This window comes from Gluconobacter sp. P5E10, assembly GCF_018812145.1.
In the GTDB taxonomy this organism is placed as follows: Bacteria; Pseudomonadota; Alphaproteobacteria; order Acetobacterales; family Acetobacteraceae; genus Gluconobacter; species Gluconobacter cerinus.
Genome location: NZ_JACRVZ010000004.1, coordinates 108,597 through 131,162 on the forward strand (window position 1 = coordinate 108,597; position 22,566 = coordinate 131,162).

Annotated in this window: 16 protein-coding genes; 11 read left to right on the forward strand and 5 right to left on the reverse strand. The window is 53.7% G+C overall.

Going from position 1 to position 22,566, the window contains the following annotated elements; all coding sequences use genetic code 11:
* Positions 1–64: 64 nt before the first annotated feature.
* From KP707_RS09340 to KP707_RS09360, 5 genes are read right to left on the reverse strand one after another with little or no spacing between them, the layout of a single operon-like run.
* Entirely contained in the window at positions 65–1,684 is a 1,620-nt protein-coding gene (locus KP707_RS09340) for an ABC transporter ATP-binding protein (protein WP_211503098.1), read from the reverse strand.
* 10 nt (positions 1,685–1,694) lie between these two features.
* A complete protein-coding gene (locus KP707_RS09345) occupies positions 1,695–2,534 on the reverse strand; it encodes an ABC transporter permease (RefSeq protein ID WP_211503097.1) in 840 nt (279 codons plus the stop codon).
* Positions 2,531–3,490: an ABC transporter permease gene (locus KP707_RS09350; RefSeq protein ID WP_249202918.1), complete on the reverse strand. Its 960-nt coding sequence runs from the start codon at positions 3,488–3,490 to the stop codon at positions 2,531–2,533. The genes KP707_RS09345 and KP707_RS09350 overlap by 4 nt, the downstream gene beginning before the upstream one ends.
* Positions 3,490–5,154, reverse strand: coding sequence for an ABC transporter substrate-binding protein (locus KP707_RS09355; protein WP_249202917.1), 1,665 nt, complete (start codon positions 5,152–5,154; stop codon positions 3,490–3,492). The genes KP707_RS09350 and KP707_RS09355 overlap by 1 nt, the downstream gene beginning before the upstream one ends.
* Positions 5,155–5,197: 43 nt before the next feature.
* Positions 5,198–7,456: a TonB-dependent receptor domain-containing protein gene (locus KP707_RS09360; protein ID WP_211503096.1), complete on the reverse strand. Its 2,259-nt coding sequence runs from the start codon at positions 7,454–7,456 to the stop codon at positions 5,198–5,200.
* Positions 7,457–7,767: 311 nt separating this feature from the next.
* Between KP707_RS09360 and KP707_RS09365 the strand changes: the two genes are divergently transcribed.
* The 11 genes from KP707_RS09365 (at position 7,768) to KP707_RS09415 (ending at position 22,566) form a co-directional block, all read left to right on the forward strand.
* A complete protein-coding gene (locus tag KP707_RS09365; RefSeq protein WP_211503095.1) occupies positions 7,768–8,982 on the forward strand; it encodes an acyl-CoA dehydrogenase family protein in 1,215 nt (404 codons plus the stop codon).
* Positions 8,979–10,373 (forward strand): NtaA/DmoA family FMN-dependent monooxygenase, encoded by a 1,395-nt coding sequence (locus KP707_RS09370; protein WP_256445615.1) that lies wholly within the window; start codon positions 8,979–8,981, stop codon positions 10,371–10,373. The genes KP707_RS09365 and KP707_RS09370 overlap by 4 nt, the downstream gene beginning before the upstream one ends.
* Positions 10,370–11,551, forward strand: a complete 1,182-nt coding sequence (gene ssuD / locus KP707_RS09375) for an FMNH2-dependent alkanesulfonate monooxygenase (protein WP_099212958.1) — start codon at positions 10,370–10,372, stop codon at positions 11,549–11,551. Before KP707_RS09370 ends, ssuD begins: the two co-directional genes overlap by 4 nt.
* Positions 11,548–12,981, forward strand: coding sequence for an FAD/NAD(P)-binding protein (locus KP707_RS09380; RefSeq protein WP_211503094.1), 1,434 nt, complete (start codon positions 11,548–11,550; stop codon positions 12,979–12,981). The genes ssuD and KP707_RS09380 overlap by 4 nt, the downstream gene beginning before the upstream one ends.
* The gene (locus tag KP707_RS09385) at positions 12,978–14,471 is read left to right on the forward strand and encodes an MFS transporter (RefSeq protein ID WP_211503093.1); all 1,494 of its coding nucleotides are present in this window, start codon (positions 12,978–12,980) and stop codon (positions 14,469–14,471) included. The genes KP707_RS09380 and KP707_RS09385 overlap by 4 nt, the downstream gene beginning before the upstream one ends.
* 85 nt (positions 14,472–14,556) lie before the next feature.
* Entirely contained in the window at positions 14,557–15,870 is a 1,314-nt protein-coding gene (locus tag KP707_RS09390) for an LLM class flavin-dependent oxidoreductase (RefSeq protein ID WP_211506752.1), read from the forward strand.
* Positions 15,867–16,808 (forward strand): aliphatic sulfonate ABC transporter substrate-binding protein, encoded by a 942-nt coding sequence (locus tag KP707_RS09395; RefSeq protein ID WP_211506718.1) that lies wholly within the window; start codon positions 15,867–15,869, stop codon positions 16,806–16,808. Before KP707_RS09390 ends, KP707_RS09395 begins: the two co-directional genes overlap by 4 nt.
* A gap of 431 nt (positions 16,809–17,239) precedes the next feature.
* Complete coding sequence (locus tag KP707_RS09400) at positions 17,240–19,516, forward strand: TonB-dependent receptor domain-containing protein (protein ID WP_249202916.1); 2,277 nt, start codon at positions 17,240–17,242, stop codon at positions 19,514–19,516.
* 345 nt (positions 19,517–19,861) lie between these two features.
* Entirely contained in the window at positions 19,862–20,128 is a 267-nt protein-coding gene (locus KP707_RS09405; RefSeq protein WP_064275554.1) for a metal-sensing transcriptional repressor, read from the forward strand.
* Between the two features lie 12 nt (positions 20,129–20,140).
* Complete coding sequence (locus tag KP707_RS09410) at positions 20,141–21,412, forward strand: TolC family protein (RefSeq protein ID WP_338085324.1); 1,272 nt, start codon at positions 20,141–20,143, stop codon at positions 21,410–21,412.
* Positions 21,409–22,566 carry an efflux RND transporter periplasmic adaptor subunit gene (locus KP707_RS09415; protein ID WP_252348848.1) on the forward strand — a complete coding sequence of 386 codons (1,158 nt, stop codon included), beginning with the start codon at positions 21,409–21,411 and terminating at the stop codon, positions 22,564–22,566. The genes KP707_RS09410 and KP707_RS09415 overlap by 4 nt, the downstream gene beginning before the upstream one ends.

Sequence of the window (22,566 nt, forward strand, 5' to 3'; positions counted from 1 at the left end):
TTGAAATTATTATTACTAGAATCACCTTAAGGGCCCTCCAAAAAAAGCAGAGATCGCCTTTTTACTATACATAATTCGGCAATTTTGAATTGAGTAAAAGCCGCGTGAAGTTATGCTGTGGCGCTTCAAAGACGTGTTGTGTCGGTCCGGCTTCCACTACGCGACCATTCTGCATTACAAGGACGTCGTCACTGACCTGACGAATGACGCCTAAATCATGAGAAATGAACAAATAAGAGATATTGAGGCGTTCTTGTAGCTCTGTGAGCAGTTCCAGCACCTGTGCCTGAACTGAGACGTCAAGTGCTGAAACCGGTTCATCACAGACGATCATCTTGGGATTTCCCGCGATGGCACGTGCAATTGCGATGCGCTGGCGCTGCCCACCTGAGAGCTGAAGAGGAAACCGGCGGGATATATCTGGTGTTAACCGCACTAATGTCAAAAGAGCCGCTATGCGATCATTATGCTCGGCGCGTGGGATGGCACTGGCTTTTAGAGCATCAGCAAGAATACGCTGAACAGTCCAGCGTGGATCGAAGGAACTGAGTGGATCCTGATAAACGATACCCATTTCATGTCGAAACGGTCGGCGCTCATGTTCTTCAACGCTTCGGTTGGTCTTCGCTTGAACTCCGCTCCATAATCTCCCGTCAAACCATACATTCCCCCCATCAGGTTCCAGAAACCCGGCGACGATCCTTGCTGTTGTCGTCTTCCCTGAGCCAGATTCACCCAAAATGCCGAGTGTTTTGCCTCGTCGAAGGGTAAAACTGACATGATCTACTGCGAGCCTCGATGCTCCAGTCGTATTAGGGTAGCTTTTGACGATATCATTCACGACGAGTAACGGGCTCTCGTCTTTCGCTTGCAGAGTTGAAGGCTCTGGGGACTTACGGTTTTGCTTCGGAACCGAACTTAGTAGCAAGCGCGTATAATCCTGCGAAGGATGGCGCAAAATTTGCTTAGTCTCGCCCTGCTCTATCATTTCCCCGTTCTTGACGACGATGATCGAGTCAGCGACCTGAGACACCGTTTCGATGTCATGGCTGATCAACAATATTCCGTGACCTGCATTTTTCAGGTCACGAAACAGGCCGAGGACACGGGAGACCGCACTGGCATCCAGCGCAGTCGTTGGCTCATCAGCAATTACTATCCCTGGGTTCAGAGCTATTGCAGAGGCGATGAGCGCTCTCTGGCGAAGCCCTCCAGAGAGTTTATCGGCCCGTTGCAGTGCACGTATTTCAGGCTCCGGCACAGATGTGCTTTTCAAAAGCTGCAGCACCTGCTTTCGACGCGATGCACGATTACGCAAGCCGCGCCACTTGCCATCTGCCGTCAGGGATTCTTCTATTTCCTGCCCGACTGTTCGTAACGGATCGAGTGATGTCAGCGCATCCTGAAGGACGAACCCTATCTTCTGCCCACGAATCACGCCCCAGCCAGTGTCATCCAGCGGCAGGAGTTCATCATCACCGAGGCGAAGGCTGGCTGCTGTCACCTGAGCCCGGTCGCCCGCTAATCCGACGAGACTGCGCGCGGTTACGCTTTTGCCCGATCCGGACTCACCCACCATAGCCAAAATTTTGCCAGGTGTTATTTGAAAAGAGAGGTCGTGTACGACCTGCTTTCCACCGAATGATATGGAAAGCTTTTCAACCGTCAGGTCCTGTCCGGTCATAGTGAGTACCTCATGAGGGTCTGCCTTCGAGGCAACGTTGTAAGAAGCGCCCGATTATTGTTGTGGACAGCACAGTCAGCACGATGAAAAGGCCGGGAAAGAGAGTGAGCCACCAGGCATCAGCGATGAAGTCGCGGCCCATGGACATCATGGTTCCCCACTCCGGGGTCGGCGGGGGTGCTCCAAGCCCCAGAAAAGATAATCCTGACGCCCAGACAATTGTCTGGCCCACGCCCATCGTGGCGGTCACAACGAGTGGTCGGAGTGCGTTGGGAAGAATATGCCACTGAACGATGGAGAACGGCGTGTGACCTAGGGCACGAGCGGCCTCAACGTATCCGGAGTATCTGACTGATAGAACCTGACTGAAAACCATCTTGCCATAGCCGGGCGTCGCAGCGATCCCGATAGCCAAGGCCAGCGGCCCTGCCCCGGTTCCTAGACTTGCAGAGAAGAGAAGCGCCAGTATCAGGGCGGGAAACGAAAACAGCACATCTATGATCGCGCCAATACTTTTCTGAAGCCATCTAGGGCCAAGCCCACCTGCCAATCCAAGGATAATCCCACCGGAAAAACTGATTGTGACAGCCCCTGCCCCCACAAGCAGAGATTGGCGTGTACCGTGGATGACACGTGTCAGAATATCCCGTCCAGATTGGTCTGTTCCGAAAGGGTGGTTCCAGTCTGGGGATAAGAAAGCGTGCCGTGGTGCGATGGCATAGGGATCAGTTGCGCTGATCGCATTGGGAATGATGGCTGACACCAAAAGGAACACCAGAAAGCCTGATGCAGGAAGGGTTGCAAGGGGAATCTGCTTCCACGCGATGAGCCTCTTTGCAGTTATGGTCATGGCGAAACTCTCCGCCCACGAGATGTTGCGAGGCGCGGATCAACCAGTTCATGGATGAACTCGATACCCAGGCTGGCAAATATGTATGCGACCGTGACGAACAGAACGATGCCCGTTGTTAGGGGCATATCTTGCGCGGAAACGGCATAGACCAATGTGCGTCCAAGCCCCTTACGTGAAAATATGGCTTCGATGACCGCAGTCTCACCAAGAAGAGCGCCGAGAGCCCACGCTGAGAGTGCGATACCCGGAAGAAGCGCGTGACGCAGCGCATGACGACGCAAAACCTGCCCCAGACTAAGCCCTCGCATTCTTGCGCTAAGAATGAACGGCTGATCGAGGGCAATTTCCAAAGACTCACGCGTGACCTGTGCCAGAAATCCCCCCAAGGGAATGGCGAGAGAAAATGCCGGCATTAGGAGAGAGGCGAACGATGAGCTTCCAGCAGGTGGTAGCAGGTGTAATCTGAACGCGAATACCCAGAGCAGCACAATTCCAAGCCAGAATGGTGGAAGCGCCGCAGCGGAGATGTCGAAAGAGGCTCCAATGGTCGAGAGTACTCTTCCGCGCCGCACTGTGCAGAACACTGACAGCAGTGCGAGTGTCCATGCGAGGAGCAGAGAAATGGATGCCAGTGCCAGCGTGGGTAGCATCTGCTGGCGTAAAACCTCTGCAACACGCAAATGCTGGCTGAAGGAGACGCCCAAATCCCCGTGCAGAAGACGCCATATATAGAAACCATATTGCACGATAAGGGGGCGATCGAGGCCGTACTCCTTTGTTATCGCTGCGACCGCACCCGGTGTGGGGTTGGCCATAGCCCCACCGAGAATGATCGTTGCCGGGTCACCTGGCATCATACGTACCGCGAGAAATGTCAGCGTGGCAGATGCGAACAGCATGCCGAGACTCAAACCAATCCGACCGATGAGGCGCTGGGAAGCCAAGTGTTTCATTATGGCGTCATCCAGGCATCATGAAAATTGATGACGCGTAATGATGGCTCGATGCGTACACCGTGGACATTGCTGAACACCCCTAGGCGCGTGGTCTGCGAATACGTTGTGATCTGAAGCTGTGCCTTGGCGATGATCTCTTGCGCCTGTTGGTAAAACGCTTTCCGTTGCTGTTGGTCCTGCGTGGCCAATGCCTGTTGCACGACACCGTCGAAGAGCGGGCTGCTATAGCCTGAAGCATTCTGATGGATGCCGTGCCGGAAATGGTTGGTAAAAGCAGATCCGAAGACGATGCGAAGAACATCCGGAGTATTTGTGTTCCAATACCCGATCCGCACATCGTAATCCCAAGCGTCACTCCGCGCGATATTCGCAGTCTCACTTAAAGGCTCCAGGCGGACATCGAAGCCTGTCTGGCGGGCGGTGGCCTGTACCTGCTCCCAAAGAGTGCGATCTGCAGGTGCAAGAACCGTGGAGATCGGGATATGTACGATCAGTCTCTTGCCGTCCCGGATCCGGTATCCATCGGGATCGCGCTTTTTCCAGCCCGCGTCATCCAGAAGTGTATTGGCGCGTCTCGGATCGTAGTTCTTGGTATGCTCGAAATCCGGACTATAATCTGGTGTGGACGGACTTAGCGGGCCACCTGCCCGCGCATAATGATGGAAAAATATACTGCCTAACGCCCCATCAATATCTGCGGACCGAATGAACGCTTCACGGACACGGATGTCGCTAAATGGCGGTCGAAGGGTGTTTAAGGTTCCGTTAGTAGGATTTCCCGGTCGATCTGCCATCAGTAATGATATGTCCGGATTGGCTTTTGCCGGCGTTTCGCCCTCAGGGGGTACGCTATCAATCACACCAACTTCACCTGCCTGAAGCATGGCAAAACGGACTGACGGTTCGGAAACGAAGCGCCAGACGATACCTTCAAGCCATGCTGGTCCCTGATGGCGTGCGGTAGGAGGCGCCCATGCATAGGCTGGGTTTCTCTTGAGAACGACCTCGCTCTGATGATCCCAGTGGCTGATAATGAAGGGACCAGAGCCCACAGGGCTTTGGCAGTTTACATCGCGAGGCCGTGCCAACGCTGTAGGGGATTCAATTCCAAGAAAACCCTGCGCCAGAACGTTGAGGAACGCTGAGTATGGCGAAGACAGGTGTACCGCTGCCGTATAAGGATCGAGAATATCGGTTTGGGTGTATTGGCGGATGTATCCCCCCGCAGTCCCCGATTGGGTCGTGGGGTCCACCATATGGTCCAGATTACGCTTTACGGCCGCCGCATCGAACCTGGTCCCATCAGTGAAGGTCACGTCATGACGGAGGTGAAAGATGTATGTAAGTCCGCCGTCCGTAATCTCCCATGACGTTGCCAGCCACGGGTGAATAACGCCCTGTTCGTCCATTGAAACGAGCCGGTCCAGATACTGTTCGGCAATATAAACCTGCGGCATGTCCCCATAAACATGGGGATCAAGGCACAAAGGCTCACGTTCAGTCGCAAAGACAAGTGTCCCGCCTTTTTGAGGCACTGAACTCTGCTGCCGGCTCGTATGTCGCGGTCTACTGTCTGTATCATGCCGATAAAACAGGACAGCTAAAGACACCACGATCGGAGCGAGTATCAAAACCTTTCTGCGGTTATGATGTTTGCTCATGTGTCTGACCAACGTGTCGCTTCAGGAAAAGACCGGCGCATCATCAGAGGTGCTTCCCCAGGTCACTGAGGTGGACAGTCACGCCGCCAAACACACTGAACCCGTCACCCGGGTAAAACATTGCGGAATCCGTATGGTTCAGGTTGTAGGCGGTATAAGCGGCTGTGGCGTAATGCTTGTTTCCGAGATTACGGAAGTCAAGAAAAGTGCTCCAGATTTTGCTTTTCGCCTCGTAACCGAGCTTCAGACCAAAGATCCCGTATCTCGGCGCCTTCAATGTGTTGGCATAATCAACATAATAGCTTGAAGACGATCTGAAATCGAAGTTCGCATAGAACCCCAACGGATTATTATACTGAAGTTCAGCCTGATATTGCCATGTTGGGATAGACGGGAGTTTGTTCTGTCCGAGAAGTGGGTCATGTCTGTAATAGAAGTCATTGACCGTGAGAGCCTGCCGGAATGACAAAGCACCATATTGATGCAGATTAAAAAGCTTCGTTGACAGACCCGCTTCAATGCCCTGATGAATAGTCGGACTGGCGTTAGATGTTGTGGTGATCTCTGCTGTTGTACTGGTTGCGCGCGTGACCACAACGGACAGTAGTTCATCTTTGACCCAGCTCCGATAAAGAGTCAGGTTTCCATCGAATATGCCGACATGGCCTCTGATGCCGATTTCAGCCGAATTAGCCCGCTGGGCTTTTAGTGGCCCTACAGTTCCTGTGTCATTGTAGGGACTACCCCCTTTGACATCATGGTAGTTCCACGTCACAGGCGGGTCGATCAAACGGCTGAAATTGGCGAAAACGTCAACGTCAGGATTAATTTCGTAACGCAAGCCTACGCGAGGCGTAATGAAGACATTATTATAGTGTTCACGACTCTGAAGAGCTGAGTTGGGTATTAGACGGTCAACAACGCGAATATTGCGGTCAATCCAGATAACTGAAAAACCGCTGGTCAGCCAAAGCCGGTTGAAAATGTTAAAATTATTTCCAGCTGCAAAAACCAGATCATGTGATCCGCCATATTTGACACGCTGATGAAGGGTCCAGTCTTCACTATTAGACTGTGTAGAGCGGACGGACGATGTGTAATATCTGGAATCTCCAGAGACCATATGCACGTCACTCAGAATGAAGTTGCTTTCGATCCTCCGTCCGAGAAGACGATCGCTCCGGTTATATTTGATAGAATTATTGATATCCGTGGAACGCCACAGGTTAAACTGCTGCGTATTCGTCCCATTAAAGAGCGGATAATCATTCCAGGTAATACCGTATTCCAGCCTGGAATCATCATCGAAAATATAATTGGTTTTAAAACCCAGCATTGTGCTTCTGGTCGGGCGCCCTCCCCAGTCATTTGGGTTGATGCTCGGGCTTTTGCGAAGCTGGGCAAGCGTGAGCAAGCCACCGTAGTGGCCGAACCCCTCATCCCACTTGAAAATAAGGCGAGCAGATAATTTGTCGGTGAAACGGTATCCAAGATTTGCGACGACATCAGTGCGATGCATTGCCGTATAGCTCTGGAATCCTTGGCGATTAGTTCGCGCTGCGGTGACGTAGTAATCGCCTTTCTTGTTGCTGAATGTTCCGCCCTGACTGACTTGTTCTTTCAAAGTGCCGTAGCTGCCAGCTTCAAAGCGGGCCATAAACCCAGGGGCAGAGACGCCTGTATGCGTTACGAAATTGATGCCGCCACCGAGAGCAGTAGCCGCGTAGTCAAATGCGTTGGCGCCATAAAGAACTTCAGTGCGCTGGTAGCCGGTATTATTGAGTCGATCTTCCTGAAATCCTCCCACACCGCTGACAGTCAATCCGTCAACGAGGTATTTCATTCCCAGACTGTAACCTCCGTAGAAAACGCCTGCGCCCGACCCTCTTATGGAAATCTTGTTTCCGGTGCTTCCACTGGTTGCCTGCGCAAAAATGCCGGGCTGGAAGGCCAGAGTGTCCTCGAGTGTGGCTGATCGCCCCTTCTCGACCTCCTTGCTGCTGATAACTGTAAAGTTTCCCGGCACCTTTCTCAGGCGCTTTTCAGCGGTACGGACACCATTTGACCCAGTGACACTGATATCCTCACTCTTTGGAGAAGGCACAACGCTGTTTTTAGGGTGTGAAGATGCAACATGAGTGTTCGGGGAACTGAATCCAGGACGGGCGTCAGGGGCACGCGGGCTCGGATTTTTGTTGCGTTCAATATCCTGAGCAAAAGCAGCCGGCATCAGGGTGCATGTTGAAAGAACGGTCATGCCGAGGAGGAGGATGCGTGTGCGCTGCTCGTAAAAGGCTTTCATGACTCGTTTCTCAACATTTGGGTGATATCTCGGAACATAAAATCAGCCGCTGTGGGACACATTTTCCCCAAGCGATTCCTTTATTCACATATCCAAATGGATAAACGTTAATAACAACGTATTTTTAATGTTGTATTTTACAAGTGCAGTTTTCCCTTATTAACCCTAGGAAAAGAGCCATTCCAAGGGTTCACATTGAAATAATTAATGTGAGAGATGACGAATTAAAAATTACGCTCCTGACGGTTTGGTGCGCATCATAAACTACGAATGCTAGTTGATTTTGCCTTATATCCGTTAGGTGTCGTTGTATGTCCTCTTCCGACAATTTCGTCTCTGCCAGAGAACGCTTGCAGCCGATCATTGAAACGATAACGCGTGCATCGCAGGAATTCGAACGCGACCCCGCGCTTGTCCGAAATGTCGTTCAGGACTTGAAGACTGCAGGCTTGGGTCGCGTACGTCTGCCCAATAGATTTGGCGGGTATGGAGCATCTCTCAAGCAGAGTTTCAGTCTGCTGAGGGATCTGGCGACAGCAGACTCAAACCTCCCGCAAATATTTCGTGCTCATTTTGCATTTATTGAAGGTAGGCTCCGCCACGCTCACAAATCTGCCGAATGGTTTGACCGTGTTCGTGAGGGCGCACTCTTTGGCGCTGCCATGGCGGAACGCTCGGACGAAACAGGCGTGTCTACACAGTTAAGTTCTGACGGGAATGAGTTTCGCCTGAATGGGACGAAGTACTATTCGACCGGTACCCTCTATGCTGACTGGATTGTTGTCTGGGCCGCGGAGGGAGAGCAACGGGCACACGTCCTGGTCCCTTCAGATGCCTCCGGTGTCACACGTATTGATGACTGGGATGGCTTTGGCCAGCGCCTCACCGGCAGCGGAACAACTGTTTTTGACAACGTCTTAATTGGCGCCACACAAGTTCTGGATCGCTCCCAGCCCGGAAATATTCCGGCTCATTCTTATCTCGCCGCTTACTATCAGCAATTTCATCTTGCAGCTTTGGCAGGAATTTCAGCTGCCGTACTTCGCGATGCTGTTGACTTTGTGCGGCCGAGAACACGAACTTTCGGGGTCCCCGGCAAAGTTGTTCAACGAGAAGACTCCGTTGTTCAGGGTGTTGTTGGGCGCCTGTCCGCCCTTGCATTCTCGACGTCTGCTTTGGTCGATCGCGTTTCGGATGCGTTGACTGAGGCTGAACCGGCCTGGCTGCGGGGCGACGCCGAGAGCGTGACGTTTAGCGAGGCAGAAGAAGCTGCCTTTAAAGCGCAGCAAATCGTTATTGATCAAACGCTTGAAGCTGCAAATCTGCTTTTTGAAGTTGGCGGGGCATCCGCTACCAGCCAGACCAGAAATCTTGATCGCCATTGGCGCAATGCTCGCGTTCTGTCCTCACACAACCCTGCGGCCCAGCGTCGTCGGGAACTCGGGGATCTGGCTTTGAACGATACCCCTCTTTGGACGCCGTACCGTGAAGGCCTGAAGAAAAGTCTCTCCAAGGAGCCGGCATGAGTAAGGCACCGGCCCCTAAGCAGTTAAAAGTCAATCTCTTTGAGATGGCCTGCGTGAGTCACATTGTTCACGGAATGTGGACGGCGCCTGACAACAATCGCCACCGTTTCGGGGAAATGGCATTCTGGCTGGAACAGGCGCGCCTCGCGGAAGACGCAGGTTTCGACGCAATTTTTCTTGCCGATGTTATCGGGGTTTATGACCGTTTTAATGGACTTGACCCCGCCCTTCGGCTTGGCGTGCAAATCCCGAACCTTGATCCGCTCTCCCTGATCCCTGCTATGGCCGCTGTCACCACGCGGCTGGGTTTTGCTGCAACATTTTCAACGACTTATGAGCCACCATTCGCCTTTGCCCGACGTATGAGCACGCTGGATCTTTTGACCGAAGGACGTGTTGGCTGGAACATTGTGACCTCCTACCTGCCAAACGCCGCCAGAAACTTCGGCCTTGCGGACGAAATCCAGCACGACGAGCGCTACGAGCGGGCTGAGGAATATCTTGAGGTTCTCTATAAGCTCTGGGAGCAGAGCTGGGACGAAGACGCTTTGGTTATTGATCGCGAGAAGGACGTTTTCACGCACCCTGATCGTGTTCATTACATCAACCACAAGGGTCGGCATCATCAAGTTGAGGGGCCGCATCTTGTGCAACCCACACGCCAGCGCACGCCCGTTTTATTCCAGGCGACAGGCTCCAAGCGTGGCCTGGAATTTGCAGCCCGCCATGCGGAGGCCGTTTTCATTGGGGGCCGTACACGCGAGGAAATTCGCAACAACATTGCAAAGACCCGCGAGCAGGCGGCCCTGAACGGACGAGACCCCAACGACCTGAAGTTTTATGTCATGGCCGGCCTTATCGCTGGGAATACGGAAGTCGAAGCTCAGGAGAAGCTGAGCCGTTATCGGGCGCGCTATAGCGTCGAAGCTGCTCATGTCCATGCGCAAGCCGAGATTGATCTGCGGAATTTTGACCGTTCTCTGACCATTGGTAAGGCGCTTGAACAGTCGGGGCGTCCGTTTGGAAACATGGGACGTCGATTTGGCCCGGATCAAACAGTTGGTAGCGCGCTGGACCAGATTGCCAGTTTTGAACAGGGCCGCTTTTTCGTCGCTGGCACACCGTCCCAGATTGCGGATGCTGTTGAAGACTGGCTCGACGAAGATGGCATCGACGGAATTAACCTCCGCCAATACCACACGTTTGAGACGGCCAGAGATTTTGGAGAGCTGATTGCCCCTGAGCTTCGCAAGCGTGGTCGTCTGCCAGAGCGCAATACCCCTCCAGAGACATTCCGTCATCGCCTGTTCGGTTTTGACCGCCTTCCAACAAGCCATCCCGCCCATCAGGCCTTCCTACCCGTTCACGCCCAGACAGCGAGTTTTTCATGAGCACAAATGCCGCCATCGGGGGTGTCCCCGAGAAAATCAACGTTCTTTGGTTCCTTCCAACTCATGGAGACAGCCGATATCTGGGAACGCAGGAAGGTGGCCGCAGCGTTGATCTGCCATACCTCCAGCAGGTCGCACGGGCGGCGGATAGTTTGGGATATTACGGTGTCCTCCTCCCCACTGGTCGGAGTTGCGAAGACTCCTGGATCGTTGCGTCCTCCCTTATTACGTCCACTGAACGGCTGAAATTTCTGGTGGCCGTGCGCCCTGGGTTACAATCTCCAACCTTCGCAGCACGCATGACGGCGACACTGGATCGGCTATCTGGCGGCCGTCTTCTGATTAATGTTGTAACGGGCGGAGATCCCAAGGAAAACGAAGGAGACGGTCTCTTTTTCGACCATGCCACCCGGTACGAAATTACTGACGAATTCCTATCGATCTACTCTCGTCTTCTGAAGGGCGACACCGTCAATCACGAGGGTAAGCACTTTCATATTGCGGACGGCCAGATCCTTTATCCTCCTCATCAGGCTGGGGGGCCGCCTCTGTATTTCGGCGGATCTTCTGAGGCAGGAATTCAGGTCGCGGCCAAGCGGATCGACAAGTATCTGACGTGGGGAGAGCCACCGGAACTTGTTAAGGAAAAAATTTCCCGTGTTCGCGAGGCCGCTGCGCGTGAAGGACGGGAAGTTAGTTTCGGGATCAGGTTTCATGTCATCGCCCGTGAGACAACAGAAGAAGCCTGGGCTGCGGCAAACCGCCTGATTTCCCGTCTTGATGACGCGACCATCGCGCAGGCCCAGTCTGTATTCTCAAGGCTGGACTCAGTGGGACAGTCCCGCATGAGCGCCCTGCATGGCGGACGGCGGGACAAGCTGGAAGTCAGCCCTAACCTCTGGGCTGGCGTCGGGCTGGTCAGAGGCGGAGCTGGCACGGCTCTGGTCGGAGATCCAGCCACCATTGCCGAGCGGATTGATGAATACAGACGCGCTGGCTGCGACAGCTTCATCCTTTCCGGATACCCTCATCTGGAAGAAGCTTACAGCTTTGGCGAACTGGTCCTTCCGTTGCTTCCCACAGCTCATCCGACACGTGCAGCCGGCGGTCAGAACAATATGGGGCCGTTTGGTGAGACGATTGCCAACTCTTATCGCCCGGCCCAAGCCTCTTCATGAACGTGGAAGTCCAGATCAGCCGCCCTCCCGTTTCTGCCACCCTGGCAATTATTGGTGGCGGAGCGACAGGGACGATGATTGCGTATCATCTTCTTCGCAAGCGCCGAGATCTGGGTGTCGGTAGCGTTGTGATCTTCGAGCCTCGCGCCCGGTTGGGTGCGGGCGTCGCGTATGGCAGCACAGATCCACAGCATCGCATCAATGTTCCAGCGTCAAGGATGAGCATTGATACGGATAAGCCTGATGACTTTGCGCAGTGGTTCAAATGGCACAGTCACGAAACCTGTGACCCGGAAGCCTTTTTGCCGTCTGGAGACGTTTACCCGACGAGGTCAGAGTTTGGCCGCTATCTCTTTGAGAGAATAACGCCATCTCTCGTCAACGAGACACTCAGGCATGTGCAGGATGTCGTAGTGGCCGTGCAGCATGATGGTCAGCACTGGCTGATCCATACCGCTCAAGACACGGTATTTACAGTATCGGATGTCGTCATTGCGACGTCTCATCCCGCTCCGGCCCTGCCGTATCCCCTCGAAGAAATCGCGCATGATCCACGCGTGATCTCCGACCCGTGGGCGAAGAATGCCTTCAAAGCCATAGATCCTCGGGCACGGATTGCCATTGTAGGCACCGGCCTCACAATGGCAGATGTTGTAGCAACGCTCACCGCACAGGGGCATTTTGGCCCTATCACCGCGGTATCCCGACGTGGCCTGCGCTCTCGGGGGCATTCTCCTCGGCCTGTCAGTCTCTTTGGGGATTTTTCCACCAACCCTGAACAGACGGCGCTAGGTCTGCTCACGCGCATTCGTAAGACACTTACTTTAGCCCCGGACCGCCCGTGGCAAGACATTCTTGATGCTGTTCGGCGACAGGGCAAAGCTATCTGGACGGCACTTCCCCCGACGGAGCAGCGTCGTCTTGTCCGCCATCTTCGACCGTTCTGGGATGTCCATCGTTTTCGGATCGCGCCACAGGTCGAACGTGCTCTTAACCTGAGATCAGAAACGGGATCACTTACGGTTCTTGCCGCGAGGATCGAACGCGCGGAAGCCACACCTGAAGGCATTATTCTGCATCTCCGGGAACGAGGGGGACGAACCCGCGCAATCCGGACAGACATTCTGATCAATACCACTGGCCCGGACCATGCCGGTATTCTGACGAAGCCGGGCTTTCTATCTCGCCTGGCTCAGGATGGTTTTGTGCAGAAAGATCCCGTTGGTCTCGGGCTCTGGACAGGTGAAGACCACGTGGCCCTTGTTGGCGGACGCCCGGTATCGGGCCTGTTTATTGCCGGACCACTCTCCCGTGGGACCTTTGGCGAGCTTATGGGTTTTCCGGAAGTAACAGCGAACGCTCAATCTGTCGCCGCCCGACTGGCCGATACCCTTCAGATCTCGACACATTCTGAACAGGTGCATTTATGACGTCTGCTCAAACTGCCACATCCGGCACGCCTCGCCCTGTCATCCGTCATGCTGATGATGTTTCCGCCATCGTCAATGCAGGGCCTCAAGGGGGCGGGCACGCAAACATCATCGTGGCTTTGGCTCTCGGTGGTGTCTTTCTTGACGCCTACGACCTGACAACACTCTCCTACGGCATTGGTGACGTACAGAAGCACTTTGGTCTTTCCACATCCGCCACAGGGATGGTCGCAGCAGCGATGAGTGCAGGCACGATCGTCGGGAGTATCGCGGGGGGATGGCTGACCGACCGGATTGGTCGATACGCCGTTTTCATGGCTGACATGATCTGCTTCGTCATCGCAGCCCTCGTAGCAGGTATGGCCCCCACTGCCACCATCCTGATCCTTGCCCGTTTCGCAATGGGTTTTGGCGTCGGAATGGACCTGCCTGTGGCCATGGCATTCCTGTCAGAGTTTTCAAAGCTGAGTGGAAAAGGAAGCAAAGCGAGCCGGGCCGCGGCATGGTGCCCAACCTGGTATGCGGCTTCCTCGTTGTGCTTTTTCCTTGTCTTTGCCCTTGATGCGGTCGTTCCAGCCACTCATCCGGACTGGCTGTGGCGCGCTTCACTGGCCTTCGGCGCGCTTCCCGCGCTTCTGATCATCCTTGTCCGTAACAGGTACATGAGTGAGTCCCCTATCTGGATCGCTCGGAACGGAGATCTGGAAAAAGCAGCGGAAATTTTAAGGGCGTCTCATGGCATTGACCCGGTTCTTCAGATCGAAGCGCCTCCTATCCGACCACAACCTCACGGGATTGCCCCCCTCTTCCGGCAGCCCCTGCTGAAGCGTGGAATTCTTGTCAGTATCATTTCCATCGTCAGTGCCTACTCTTACGCCGCAATCGCGTTCGGGGCGCCAAGTTTGCTTGCGGGAATGCTGCATCTCGACCGTAAGCAGGTTCTGATTACATCAATCATCCTGAACCTTGTCTTCGCATTTACGGGTGGCTTGATTGGGGTTCGTCTGGCGCGATACGTGTCGTCCCGTAAGGTCAATATCGCTGGATATATCTTGCAGGCGATCTCCATAGGAACGCTGGCGATTGTGGGCACGCCACATTCCACGGCAGGCGTCATAGCGGTACTCGCAGGTTTTGCAGGGTATCTTTTCGGTCAAGGTTTCGGCCCCGGCTGCCAGCAGATGATCTATGCCACTCTGACCTATCCGACCGAAATCCGGGGCGTTGGTATTGGCATGAACCGGCTCATTTCGGGCCTGGGCGCCACCATGGCCATGTGGGCTCTGCCTAGCCTCTATGCGAATTTCGGGACGAACCTTTTCTGGTTCATTTTGAGCGCGCCTCTGATCGGTCTGACATTGCATCAGGTGATCCGCTGGGATGTCTTCAATTATGACCCAGATGGCGACGACACATTAAAGTCCGTGCTGAGGCTCGCACCTCGGCAAGACACATCCCCTCAACACTCAGCCCTCGTAAATCAGGGCTAAGTACAGCCGAGCCCATCTCTCGCCGTTTCATCCTGATCGTTTTCAAGGAGCGCCTGTGTCTCTTATCCCCGTAAACGCATTTGATATGAATTGCGTCTCCCATCAGGCGAGCGGTCTATGGCGTCATCCAGACGATCAATCATGGCATTACAACACCCTCAGATACTGGACGAACCTCGCGAAAACGCTTGAACGCGGCCTGTTCGACGGTCTTTTTATCGCAGATGTTCTTGGCATTTACGACGTCTATGGGGGCGGACCGGAAGCCGCATTGCGCAATGCATCTCAGGTGCCCGTTAATGACCCAGCCATGCTGATTTCTGCCATGGCCGCTGTGACCGAGAACCTAGGTTTCGGGCTGACGGCAACACTTTCCTTTGAACATCCCTACCCTTTTGCTCGCCGTATCAGCACATTGGATCACCTGACCAACGGACGGATGGGGTGGAACATTGTAACGGGCTATCTGAACAGCGCGGCAAAAGGCGTGGGTCAGCAGCAGCAGACGTCTCATGATGAGCGCTATGACGTCGCGCGCGACTACATGCAGGTTTTAAGGGGCTTGTGGGAAAGAAGCTGGGAGGACGGTGCCGCCGTTCGAGACAGAGAACTCGGGATTTTTACAGACCCCTCAAAGGTTCATCGTCTTCAGCACAAAGGCAAGTATTTTGAGGTCGATGCAATCCATCTCTGTGAACCCTCACCACAACGAACGCCCGTTCTCTATCAAGCTGGCACGTCCAGTAAAGGTCGGGCTTTTGCCGGCGACTATGCTGAATGCGTCTTTATTGCCGGCCCGTCCAAAGAGGTGGCACGACATGCTGTTTCCGGGCTGGAAGCAGAGCTTCAATGCACGGGACGTTCCCGAAAATCTCTCAAGATTTTCTCACTCGTAACCATCGTCACTGCCGAAAACGATGCGGCGGCTTTGGAAAAATGGGCAGACTATAGAAAATATGTCAGCCACGAAGGGGCTCTGACGCTCATGTCAGGATGGACAGGGATCGATTTTTCGACCTTCGATCTCGATGATCCAGTCCGTCATATCCGCAACGATGCCATTCACTCCGCCATCGATGCCTTGACCGTTGTAGACCCCAAACGGGTCTGGACTGTCAGGGAACTCGCAGAACATGCGGCGATCGGGGGAATGGGCGTAACGTTCGTTGGTGGCCCTCAGAAAGTCGCGGATCAGATTGAAACCTGGATTGAAAACACAGGTATTGATGGCCTCAATCTCGCATATGCCATCACCCCCGGAAGCTTCGAGGATTTCGTGACATATATCGTGCCAGAGCTTCAAAAGCGTGGCCGTTACAAGACGGAATATCAGCCCGGAACTCTGCGGGAAAAGCTCTTCGGAACATCTGAACCACAATACAACACGGCGGCTCCATGACTGATCCACGTACCGTTATCACCCGTCGCAGTCTGTTGGCGGGGGGGCTTGCACTCACTCTTGCCTCTTCGGCACATGCGGCCACGCCTGTCATCCGTATTGGCTACCAGCGCTATAGCACTCTCGTTATTCTCAAGGCCTCTGGTGCCCTGGAAAAAGCATTGGCCGGCCGCGCGAATGTTGTGTGGTCAGAATTTGTGGCTGGCCCACAACTCCTGCAAGCCCTCGTAGCGGGAGCCCTCGACTTGGGGCAGACCGGTGATGCTCCGCCAGTGTTTGCGTCGGCTGCAAGTCCTGATGCGCTTGTGTATGTAGGGCACGAGCCTCCTGCTCCATTGGCTGAAGCCATTCTCGTCCCTAAAGACAGTTCGATCCGAACCCTCGCGGATCTAAAGGGCAAGCGGATTGCTCTCAATCGCGCGTCCAACGTCCACTGGTTCCTTCTTCAGGTTCTCCATAAAGCCGGTTTGTCTTTTCATGACATCAAACCAGCCTATCTGACACCTCCCTCTGCTCGTTCCGCTTTTGAAAGCGGCCAGATTGATGCATGGGCAATATGGGACCCCTACCTTTCCAGTGCGCTCTCTAACAGTCCGCGCATTCTGACGACGGCTCAGGATATCGTCGCCAATCGAGAGTTTTTCCTTACTCGCCGTGGATTTGCAGAAAGTCAGCCTGACCTTCTTCGGGAAACACTTCACCAAGTCGCTCAAACGGATGATTGGGCCCAGGCCCATAAGCCCGAAGTGTCCCGTCTTCTCGCAACACAAACGGGATTGCCATACGACACGGTTTATTCTGCAATCAAAACACGTGATTTCGGTTATGCGCCTATGAGTGCAGAGATTATCCAGGAACAACAACAGGTTGCTGACGGATTTCTAAAGGAAGGGCTTTTACCGTCACACGTTGATATTGGTTCAACGGTCTGGAAGTGATCAAAGCTCTTGATGCAGGAGCATTTGGAGGCAGGTTCACGTTTCATTGCCGCCCCAACACTCAGGGATTTGTCATATAAGCCGTGAGTCAAACTCATATTTACCGCTATATAAATCAAAACTGAAAAGTAATATAATATTATCAACCATCGTACTTGGTGATATATTTTCAGGCAAGGAATACTTGGATGCGATGTAAGTGTTGTGATGGCTGAGAGTCATTAAGACTTGTTGTGAAGTTGCGTCATTCCCATCACAGGTCAAGACATTGTGTATCTGTATCTTGCGTCAAACAACGCGAGAATAAAGAAGCTCACAAATTGTCGATACAGGTGGGATCACCGTCTTCACACATAAAATACAGAGCTCCCCAAGCGAGCTAAAGCATCAACAAACATGAGGCAAAATTTCGCCTCAGAATGAGCTTGAAAATGAAGAGCATGAAAAATCGGGTGTATTTTCACACAGGTTTTCGCCTCGGTGTGTCTCGCGCACGACTGTCTTCCGTCCTGTTAAGTGCGGTTGCAATGACACCGCTTGTGAGCGAGGCTGCGGGGCACAAAATCCACACGAACCATCATGGTACAGGCGCTTTAAGTAAAAAACCGGCGAAGTCCTCTACCGTAAATGGGGCGCAGTCTCCTGATACGCTCTATCGTCCTGCTCCTCCTAAACCCTTTGTTGCTCCGAGCAGTGAGACAATCAAGGTTTCTACTCGGCGGCGTTCTGTTGTGGACCAATCGAAGGCAGCGTTAAGCACTATTCCTGGCGGGGTTAGTGTGATTGACGCGCATGAAGTTCTGAAAGGTCGGAACTTCACGAATGCTGACGTTCTTGCATTTCAGCCTGGTGTTTTTGCGCAGAGTTCGGGCGGCGGTGATGGATTGCGCCTCTCTATCCGTGGATCGGGGATTCAAACAGGTACGAACTATTTTCGCTCAGGCATCCTGATGATGTTCGACGGACTACCTGTCACGACCCCTGCCGGTACGCCATACGAACTCTTTGAGGCACTTGGGGTGCGCTATACCGAAGTCCTCCGTGGAGCCAATGCATTCGATTATGGAGGCATGCAATTAGGGGGCGCCATCAACTATGTGACTCCGACGGGTTATGATGCAGACGTATTCCAGGTTCGGGCAGAAGCCGGAAGCTTCAACTATAACAAGCAACAGATCAGCTCAGGAAAAGTGATCGGGAAGTCTGACTACTATGTCAGTATCACCAAATCCTATCGAGGCGGATACCAGCAGCAGACTGCAGCAAGCAGTTTTGGTGTGAACGCAAACTATGGATACCGCTTCAATGACAAGGTCTCCACACGGTTCTTCTTCCGGTATCGGCAGACTCAAAACGGCTATCCGGGCTTCCTGACACGCGATCAGATCATTGATAATCCAAAACAGGCACAATCAACTTACGTTGCGCTGCATTCCAAACGCATTCAGCCGGGCTCAAAATGGTATGGAAACATGACCACCATCCGGATTGACGATCATTCCAAGCTTGAGTTGGGAATTGATTATCAGGATGCTCCGATTGATATTGAAAACGGTACGACCGCTGGCGTTTGGGGATACAAGACGATCGCTGGCGTGATCCGCTACAGCCGCAAAGACAAGTTGTGGGGACATAGCAACGACGCATTGTTCGGAATTGACACCTACAGTGACCTGGATGCCTGGCAAACCACCCGTACACGAACATATACGGGCACATATGCCGGGATTCCTCTTGGAACAAAGCTCCGGCACGCTACTTACGGCGGAACGGACAATTATTTCCATATCAGAGATAACTTCGAACTCTTTCATAATTTCTGGCTGACAGCCGCTGGAGCACTGGACTTTGTACAGCGCTCTACGGCCGTGACGTATCCAACCCAAAGTTCTCTCGGCACCTCGGCCGTGGGGTTTACCCCGCGCGGAGGATTTCGGTATGTCATCAGTCCGCATGTTTCTGTGTATGGAAACGTCAGCCGCAGTTTTCAGCCACCTAATGACTGGCAACTTCTGTCTGGTGCCAACTACACGACTGGACCTGCGGCAGGCTTGACGGCAACGGGGGCTAGTCTCGAAAATCAGACGGCAACAACATACGAAATCGGCACGACAGGTGACTGGCTACACAATAAATGGAGCCTGACGTACTACTATTCCTCCGTCAGGAACGAGCTTCTGTCAGTTATGACCCCGCTGTCACAGCTTTACGGAAATGCGACATACTCAAACGCCTCTCCAACTGTGCATCAGGGGGTAGAAGCTTCACTGGAGACAGAACTGTATAAATGGTCCGGCGGAACATTGGGTCTGCGACAGTCCTATACCTACCAGGATTTTCATTTCAAAAATGATGCTGTGTTCGGGCGCAACAAACTTCCGGGAATTCCAGCGCATTTTTACCAGGGGGAAGTCCGCCTCGATCTGAAAAATGGTTTCTATGCGGGGTTCAATGCGCAGGTTTCGTCAAAAGTTTCCGGCTCTTATGACGATACCTATTTCGCGCCGTCCTATCATATCTATAATGCCAATGTTGGCTATGAATGGCCCGGAAAGCATCGTCAGGTATTCCTGTCATTCAACAATCTGACCAACAAGCATTATGCCTCCATCGTAGTGCCTGGATACATTGCGGGGGGTAAGCAGTTGTCGGTCATGCAGCCGGGAGATGGTTTCGGCCTCTTTGGCGGCGTCTCAGTCGGCTTCTAAACCGTGTTGGGGCAAGACGAAGATCGTCTGCCCCACTCCGAACCGATCGTCGAATAAAAACCAATCTGACGCATAGCTATAACGGCCTTCACAAGAGCGAGAGCTTGGAGACCTTAAGATGATCGGTCTTGATCATACTTGGCTCCACACTTGCGTATGCTTCCCTGCTACGTGGCCCATAATTTCCGAGGAAAATCACTAAAACGACGTCTTACCCATGTTTTTGAATAGCTTTCATTATGCTTGGAGGCGACAAGGACATGGAGTGCCACGCTTGATAAATTTTGTGCCCACAAGCGAAAGTTGGACTTTACTACCCCCTCCCCCTCAGGGTAGGGAATGGAGATGGCACACGAAACACACACTTTCATCAAACCTCGTCTCAAGCAGGCTCACGGCCATATCGCTAAAGTCATAGAGATGATGGAGGAAGGTCGCTCTTGCTCTGAGCTTGCTCAACAGCTTGCGGCTATCGAAAGCACCATCCGTGGTGCCAAGCGCCTGCTCGTGCAGGATCATCTTGAACGATGCATCGTTGATGCCGTCGCCGATGGCAAAATGAGCCGCGAGGACGCCATTCAGGAATTTTCTTTCCTTGTGAAATACTTTTAAGGAACGAGACAGGTGCGGTTTCCAGCACATCTCTGCTTCGTGGCGCCGCGCAGGATGGCACTCGCCTGCCTGCTTTCAGTCGGCTGGTTTCCAACGCTTGCCCTCAGTGCAGACGACACAGTTATTCCGCTTCATACGGCTCTGGGAGCTGCCTGGGACAACGATCCAGTCCGCCAGGAGCTGGCCACTAACGCTCAATCTGCCGATGCCCGCGCAGCAGCAGCCAAGTCCTGGTTTGCGGGAGGCCCCATCCTGACGGCAAGCTACAGCGATGATCGGGCGTCCGGGACAAATCTGGGATACATCACGTGGCAAGGGGGTATGTCAGTGCCGCTTTGGCTTCCTGGCCAGGGAAGTGCAACCGAGCACCTTGCTCAGGCTGATGCCAAAGCCGCTCTTGCTCGCGTTGAAGTGGAACGAATGGCAATTGCTGTGCGCGTGCTGGAACAGAGTGGTGCGGCCATTTTGGCTGATCGTCGCGTCATAGCCGCGCATATGCTCGTGCGGTCGATGGAACATATTGCGTCGTTGACATCCCAGTCAAAGGCGCAAGGCGAAACGACCGGCGTTGAGATGCAAGCAGTCAATGCTCAGCTCGCGGATATTCGCTCTGAACTTGCTGAAGCGGAAGAAAATCAAACCCGGACTCGCGCCGAGTTACTGTCTCTTCTGGGTATTCCTGGTCTTCCTGATATTCTGTCTGCACAGGCACCGTGGCTTGCCCGGATCCCGACGGGCAATCTTCAGGCTCTGGAAAACCTTGATCCCCGCCTACAGTCAGCTCACCGCGCTGTCGTGGCCGCTGAGGAAGACATGCATCTGGCCCGGTCCAGCTTCATGCCCAATCCTGAAATAGGGATCGATGCAATTGATGAGGGGCAATACGGCAGCCCGTGGGCGACACAGGTTGGCGTGAATGTGCGCGTCCCTCTTCCCAGCGATGTTACACATACGCCCCTTCTCTCTGCTGCTCGGGACCGTCTCGCCGCAGCGACGCGTGCTGAAGTTCAGGCACGCCGTGCCGTTCATACGGAACTTGTTCAGGTCATGGCGCGGGTGAAAGCGGCTCATGAAATGCTGTTGCAATCGCAGACAAGTGCATCCCAGACCATGAAGCGTGCAGATGCCATGGAACATTCATGGCGCCTTGGTGAGACACCACTCATTGAAGCACTACGCGCCAGAACGGATGCGTGGCGCGCTCTCCTAACCTTGAATCAGGCCGAGGTTGCCTGGCATAGCGCCATCGTGCGTATCTGTATTTCCACAGGGACACTGCCTTGAAAACCATACGCTTTTTGCCGCTTTGTATGTTCGGCATCATGTCCGTACCCTGTCAGGCGGAAACTCCTTCGTGGCTCAAGCCTGTCCATATGAGCGCCTTAGCGCAGCAAAGTGAAAGCGTCTCCGTCTCGCCGGTCAGATACGGCGAACTGCACGCCCTTCTACCCGCAATGGCCAGTGTCATGGCCAATTCAACGCACTCAGTGATGATCAGACCTGCAGGAAGCGGCAAGGTCACTGAAGTTCTCGTCACGCCAGGCGCACGCGTCCGGAAAGGGCAAGTGCTGATTACATACACTGATCATTCCCTGCATGAACTCTATCTCGAACAGGGGCAGACCAATGCGGCATTAAGTTCAGCCCGGGCGGCAGTCTCAGAGGCTGAAAAAGCTTATCAACGAGGGCGCTCCCTGAGCGGCACCACCGTCTCATCCGGGGAAGTCCTGCGCCGTCTGGCTATGCTCCAGCAGGCACAGGCCACATTGGCTGCAAAGCGCGCTGATAGTGAGACCATCAAGCATCGTCTTGAAGAAGAATTCACCTCTGCAACAGAGACGATCGGGCATGGTGAAGACTCCCGGCTGATTTCCCCCGTAGATGGCGTCGTTCAGAACGTTGGTGTTGCCGTTGCTGACGATGTTACAAGCGGCGATGTTGTCGCAAATGTAACAGACCTCTCATCAGTCTGGATCGTTGCGAGCATTCGACCAGAGGATGCGCAGGATCTCGTTATTGGTGGACGCTTTTCCGTTCGACCGTCAGGTCATATGAAACAACCGCCCGTCTTTGCGAAGATCAGCACTATTAACGATGTGGCGGATGCTGACACAGGGTTGCTTCGAGTTATTGGTACGTTTGATAGACCTGCCGTTAATCTCAGACCCGGCACAATGCTTGATGCGACACTCGAGACTGCCCAAGCCGCAAAGGGAATTATTGTACCGGCCACCGCCATACAGCAGTTCAATGGCCACGACGTGGTCTACACCCCTTCTGGGGGCACCCTCTTCCAGCCCCATGACGTGCACATACTGCTCTCAACGGACGACGAAGCAGTCGTACAGAGCGATCTGCCTCCCGACAGTAAAGTCGTAAGCAGCGGCAGCTTTGCCCTCAAAAGCGCGGCCACTTTTTCAGCTTCGAGCGGCGACTGA

Bases quoted from the DNA above. Each gene is read 5' to 3' on its own strand.
- KP707_RS09395 (WP_211506718.1), top strand. From the start codon at position 15,867: ATGACTGATCCACGTACCGTTATCACCCGTCGCAGTCTGTTGGCGGGG.
- KP707_RS09345 (WP_211503097.1), bottom strand. From the start codon at position 2,534: ATGACCATAACTGCAAAGAGGCTCATCGCGTGGAAGCAGATTCCCCTT.
- KP707_RS09405 (WP_064275554.1), top strand. From the start codon at position 19,862: ATGGCACACGAAACACACACTTTCATCAAACCTCGTCTCAAGCAGGCT.
- KP707_RS09360 (WP_211503096.1), bottom strand. From the start codon at position 7,456: ATGAAAGCCTTTTACGAGCAGCGCACACGCATCCTCCTCCTCGGCATG.
- KP707_RS09400 (WP_249202916.1), top strand. From the start codon at position 17,240: ATGAAGAGCATGAAAAATCGGGTGTATTTTCACACAGGTTTTCGCCTC.
- ssuD (WP_099212958.1), top strand. From the start codon at position 10,370: ATGAGCACAAATGCCGCCATCGGGGGTGTCCCCGAGAAAATCAACGTT.
- KP707_RS09365 (WP_211503095.1), top strand. From the start codon at position 7,768: ATGTCCTCTTCCGACAATTTCGTCTCTGCCAGAGAACGCTTGCAGCCG.
- KP707_RS09355 (WP_249202917.1), bottom strand. From the start codon at position 5,154: ATGAGCAAACATCATAACCGCAGAAAGGTTTTGATACTCGCTCCGATC.
- KP707_RS09350 (WP_249202918.1), bottom strand. From the start codon at position 3,490: ATGAAACACTTGGCTTCCCAGCGCCTCATCGGTCGGATTGGTTTGAGT.
- KP707_RS09385 (WP_211503093.1), top strand. From the start codon at position 12,978: ATGACGTCTGCTCAAACTGCCACATCCGGCACGCCTCGCCCTGTCATC.
- KP707_RS09340 (WP_211503098.1), bottom strand. From the start codon at position 1,684: ATGACCGGACAGGACCTGACGGTTGAAAAGCTTTCCATATCATTCGGT.
- KP707_RS09370 (WP_256445615.1), top strand. From the start codon at position 8,979: ATGAGTAAGGCACCGGCCCCTAAGCAGTTAAAAGTCAATCTCTTTGAG.
- KP707_RS09390 (WP_211506752.1), top strand. From the start codon at position 14,557: ATGAATTGCGTCTCCCATCAGGCGAGCGGTCTATGGCGTCATCCAGAC.
- KP707_RS09380 (WP_211503094.1), top strand. From the start codon at position 11,548: ATGAACGTGGAAGTCCAGATCAGCCGCCCTCCCGTTTCTGCCACCCTG.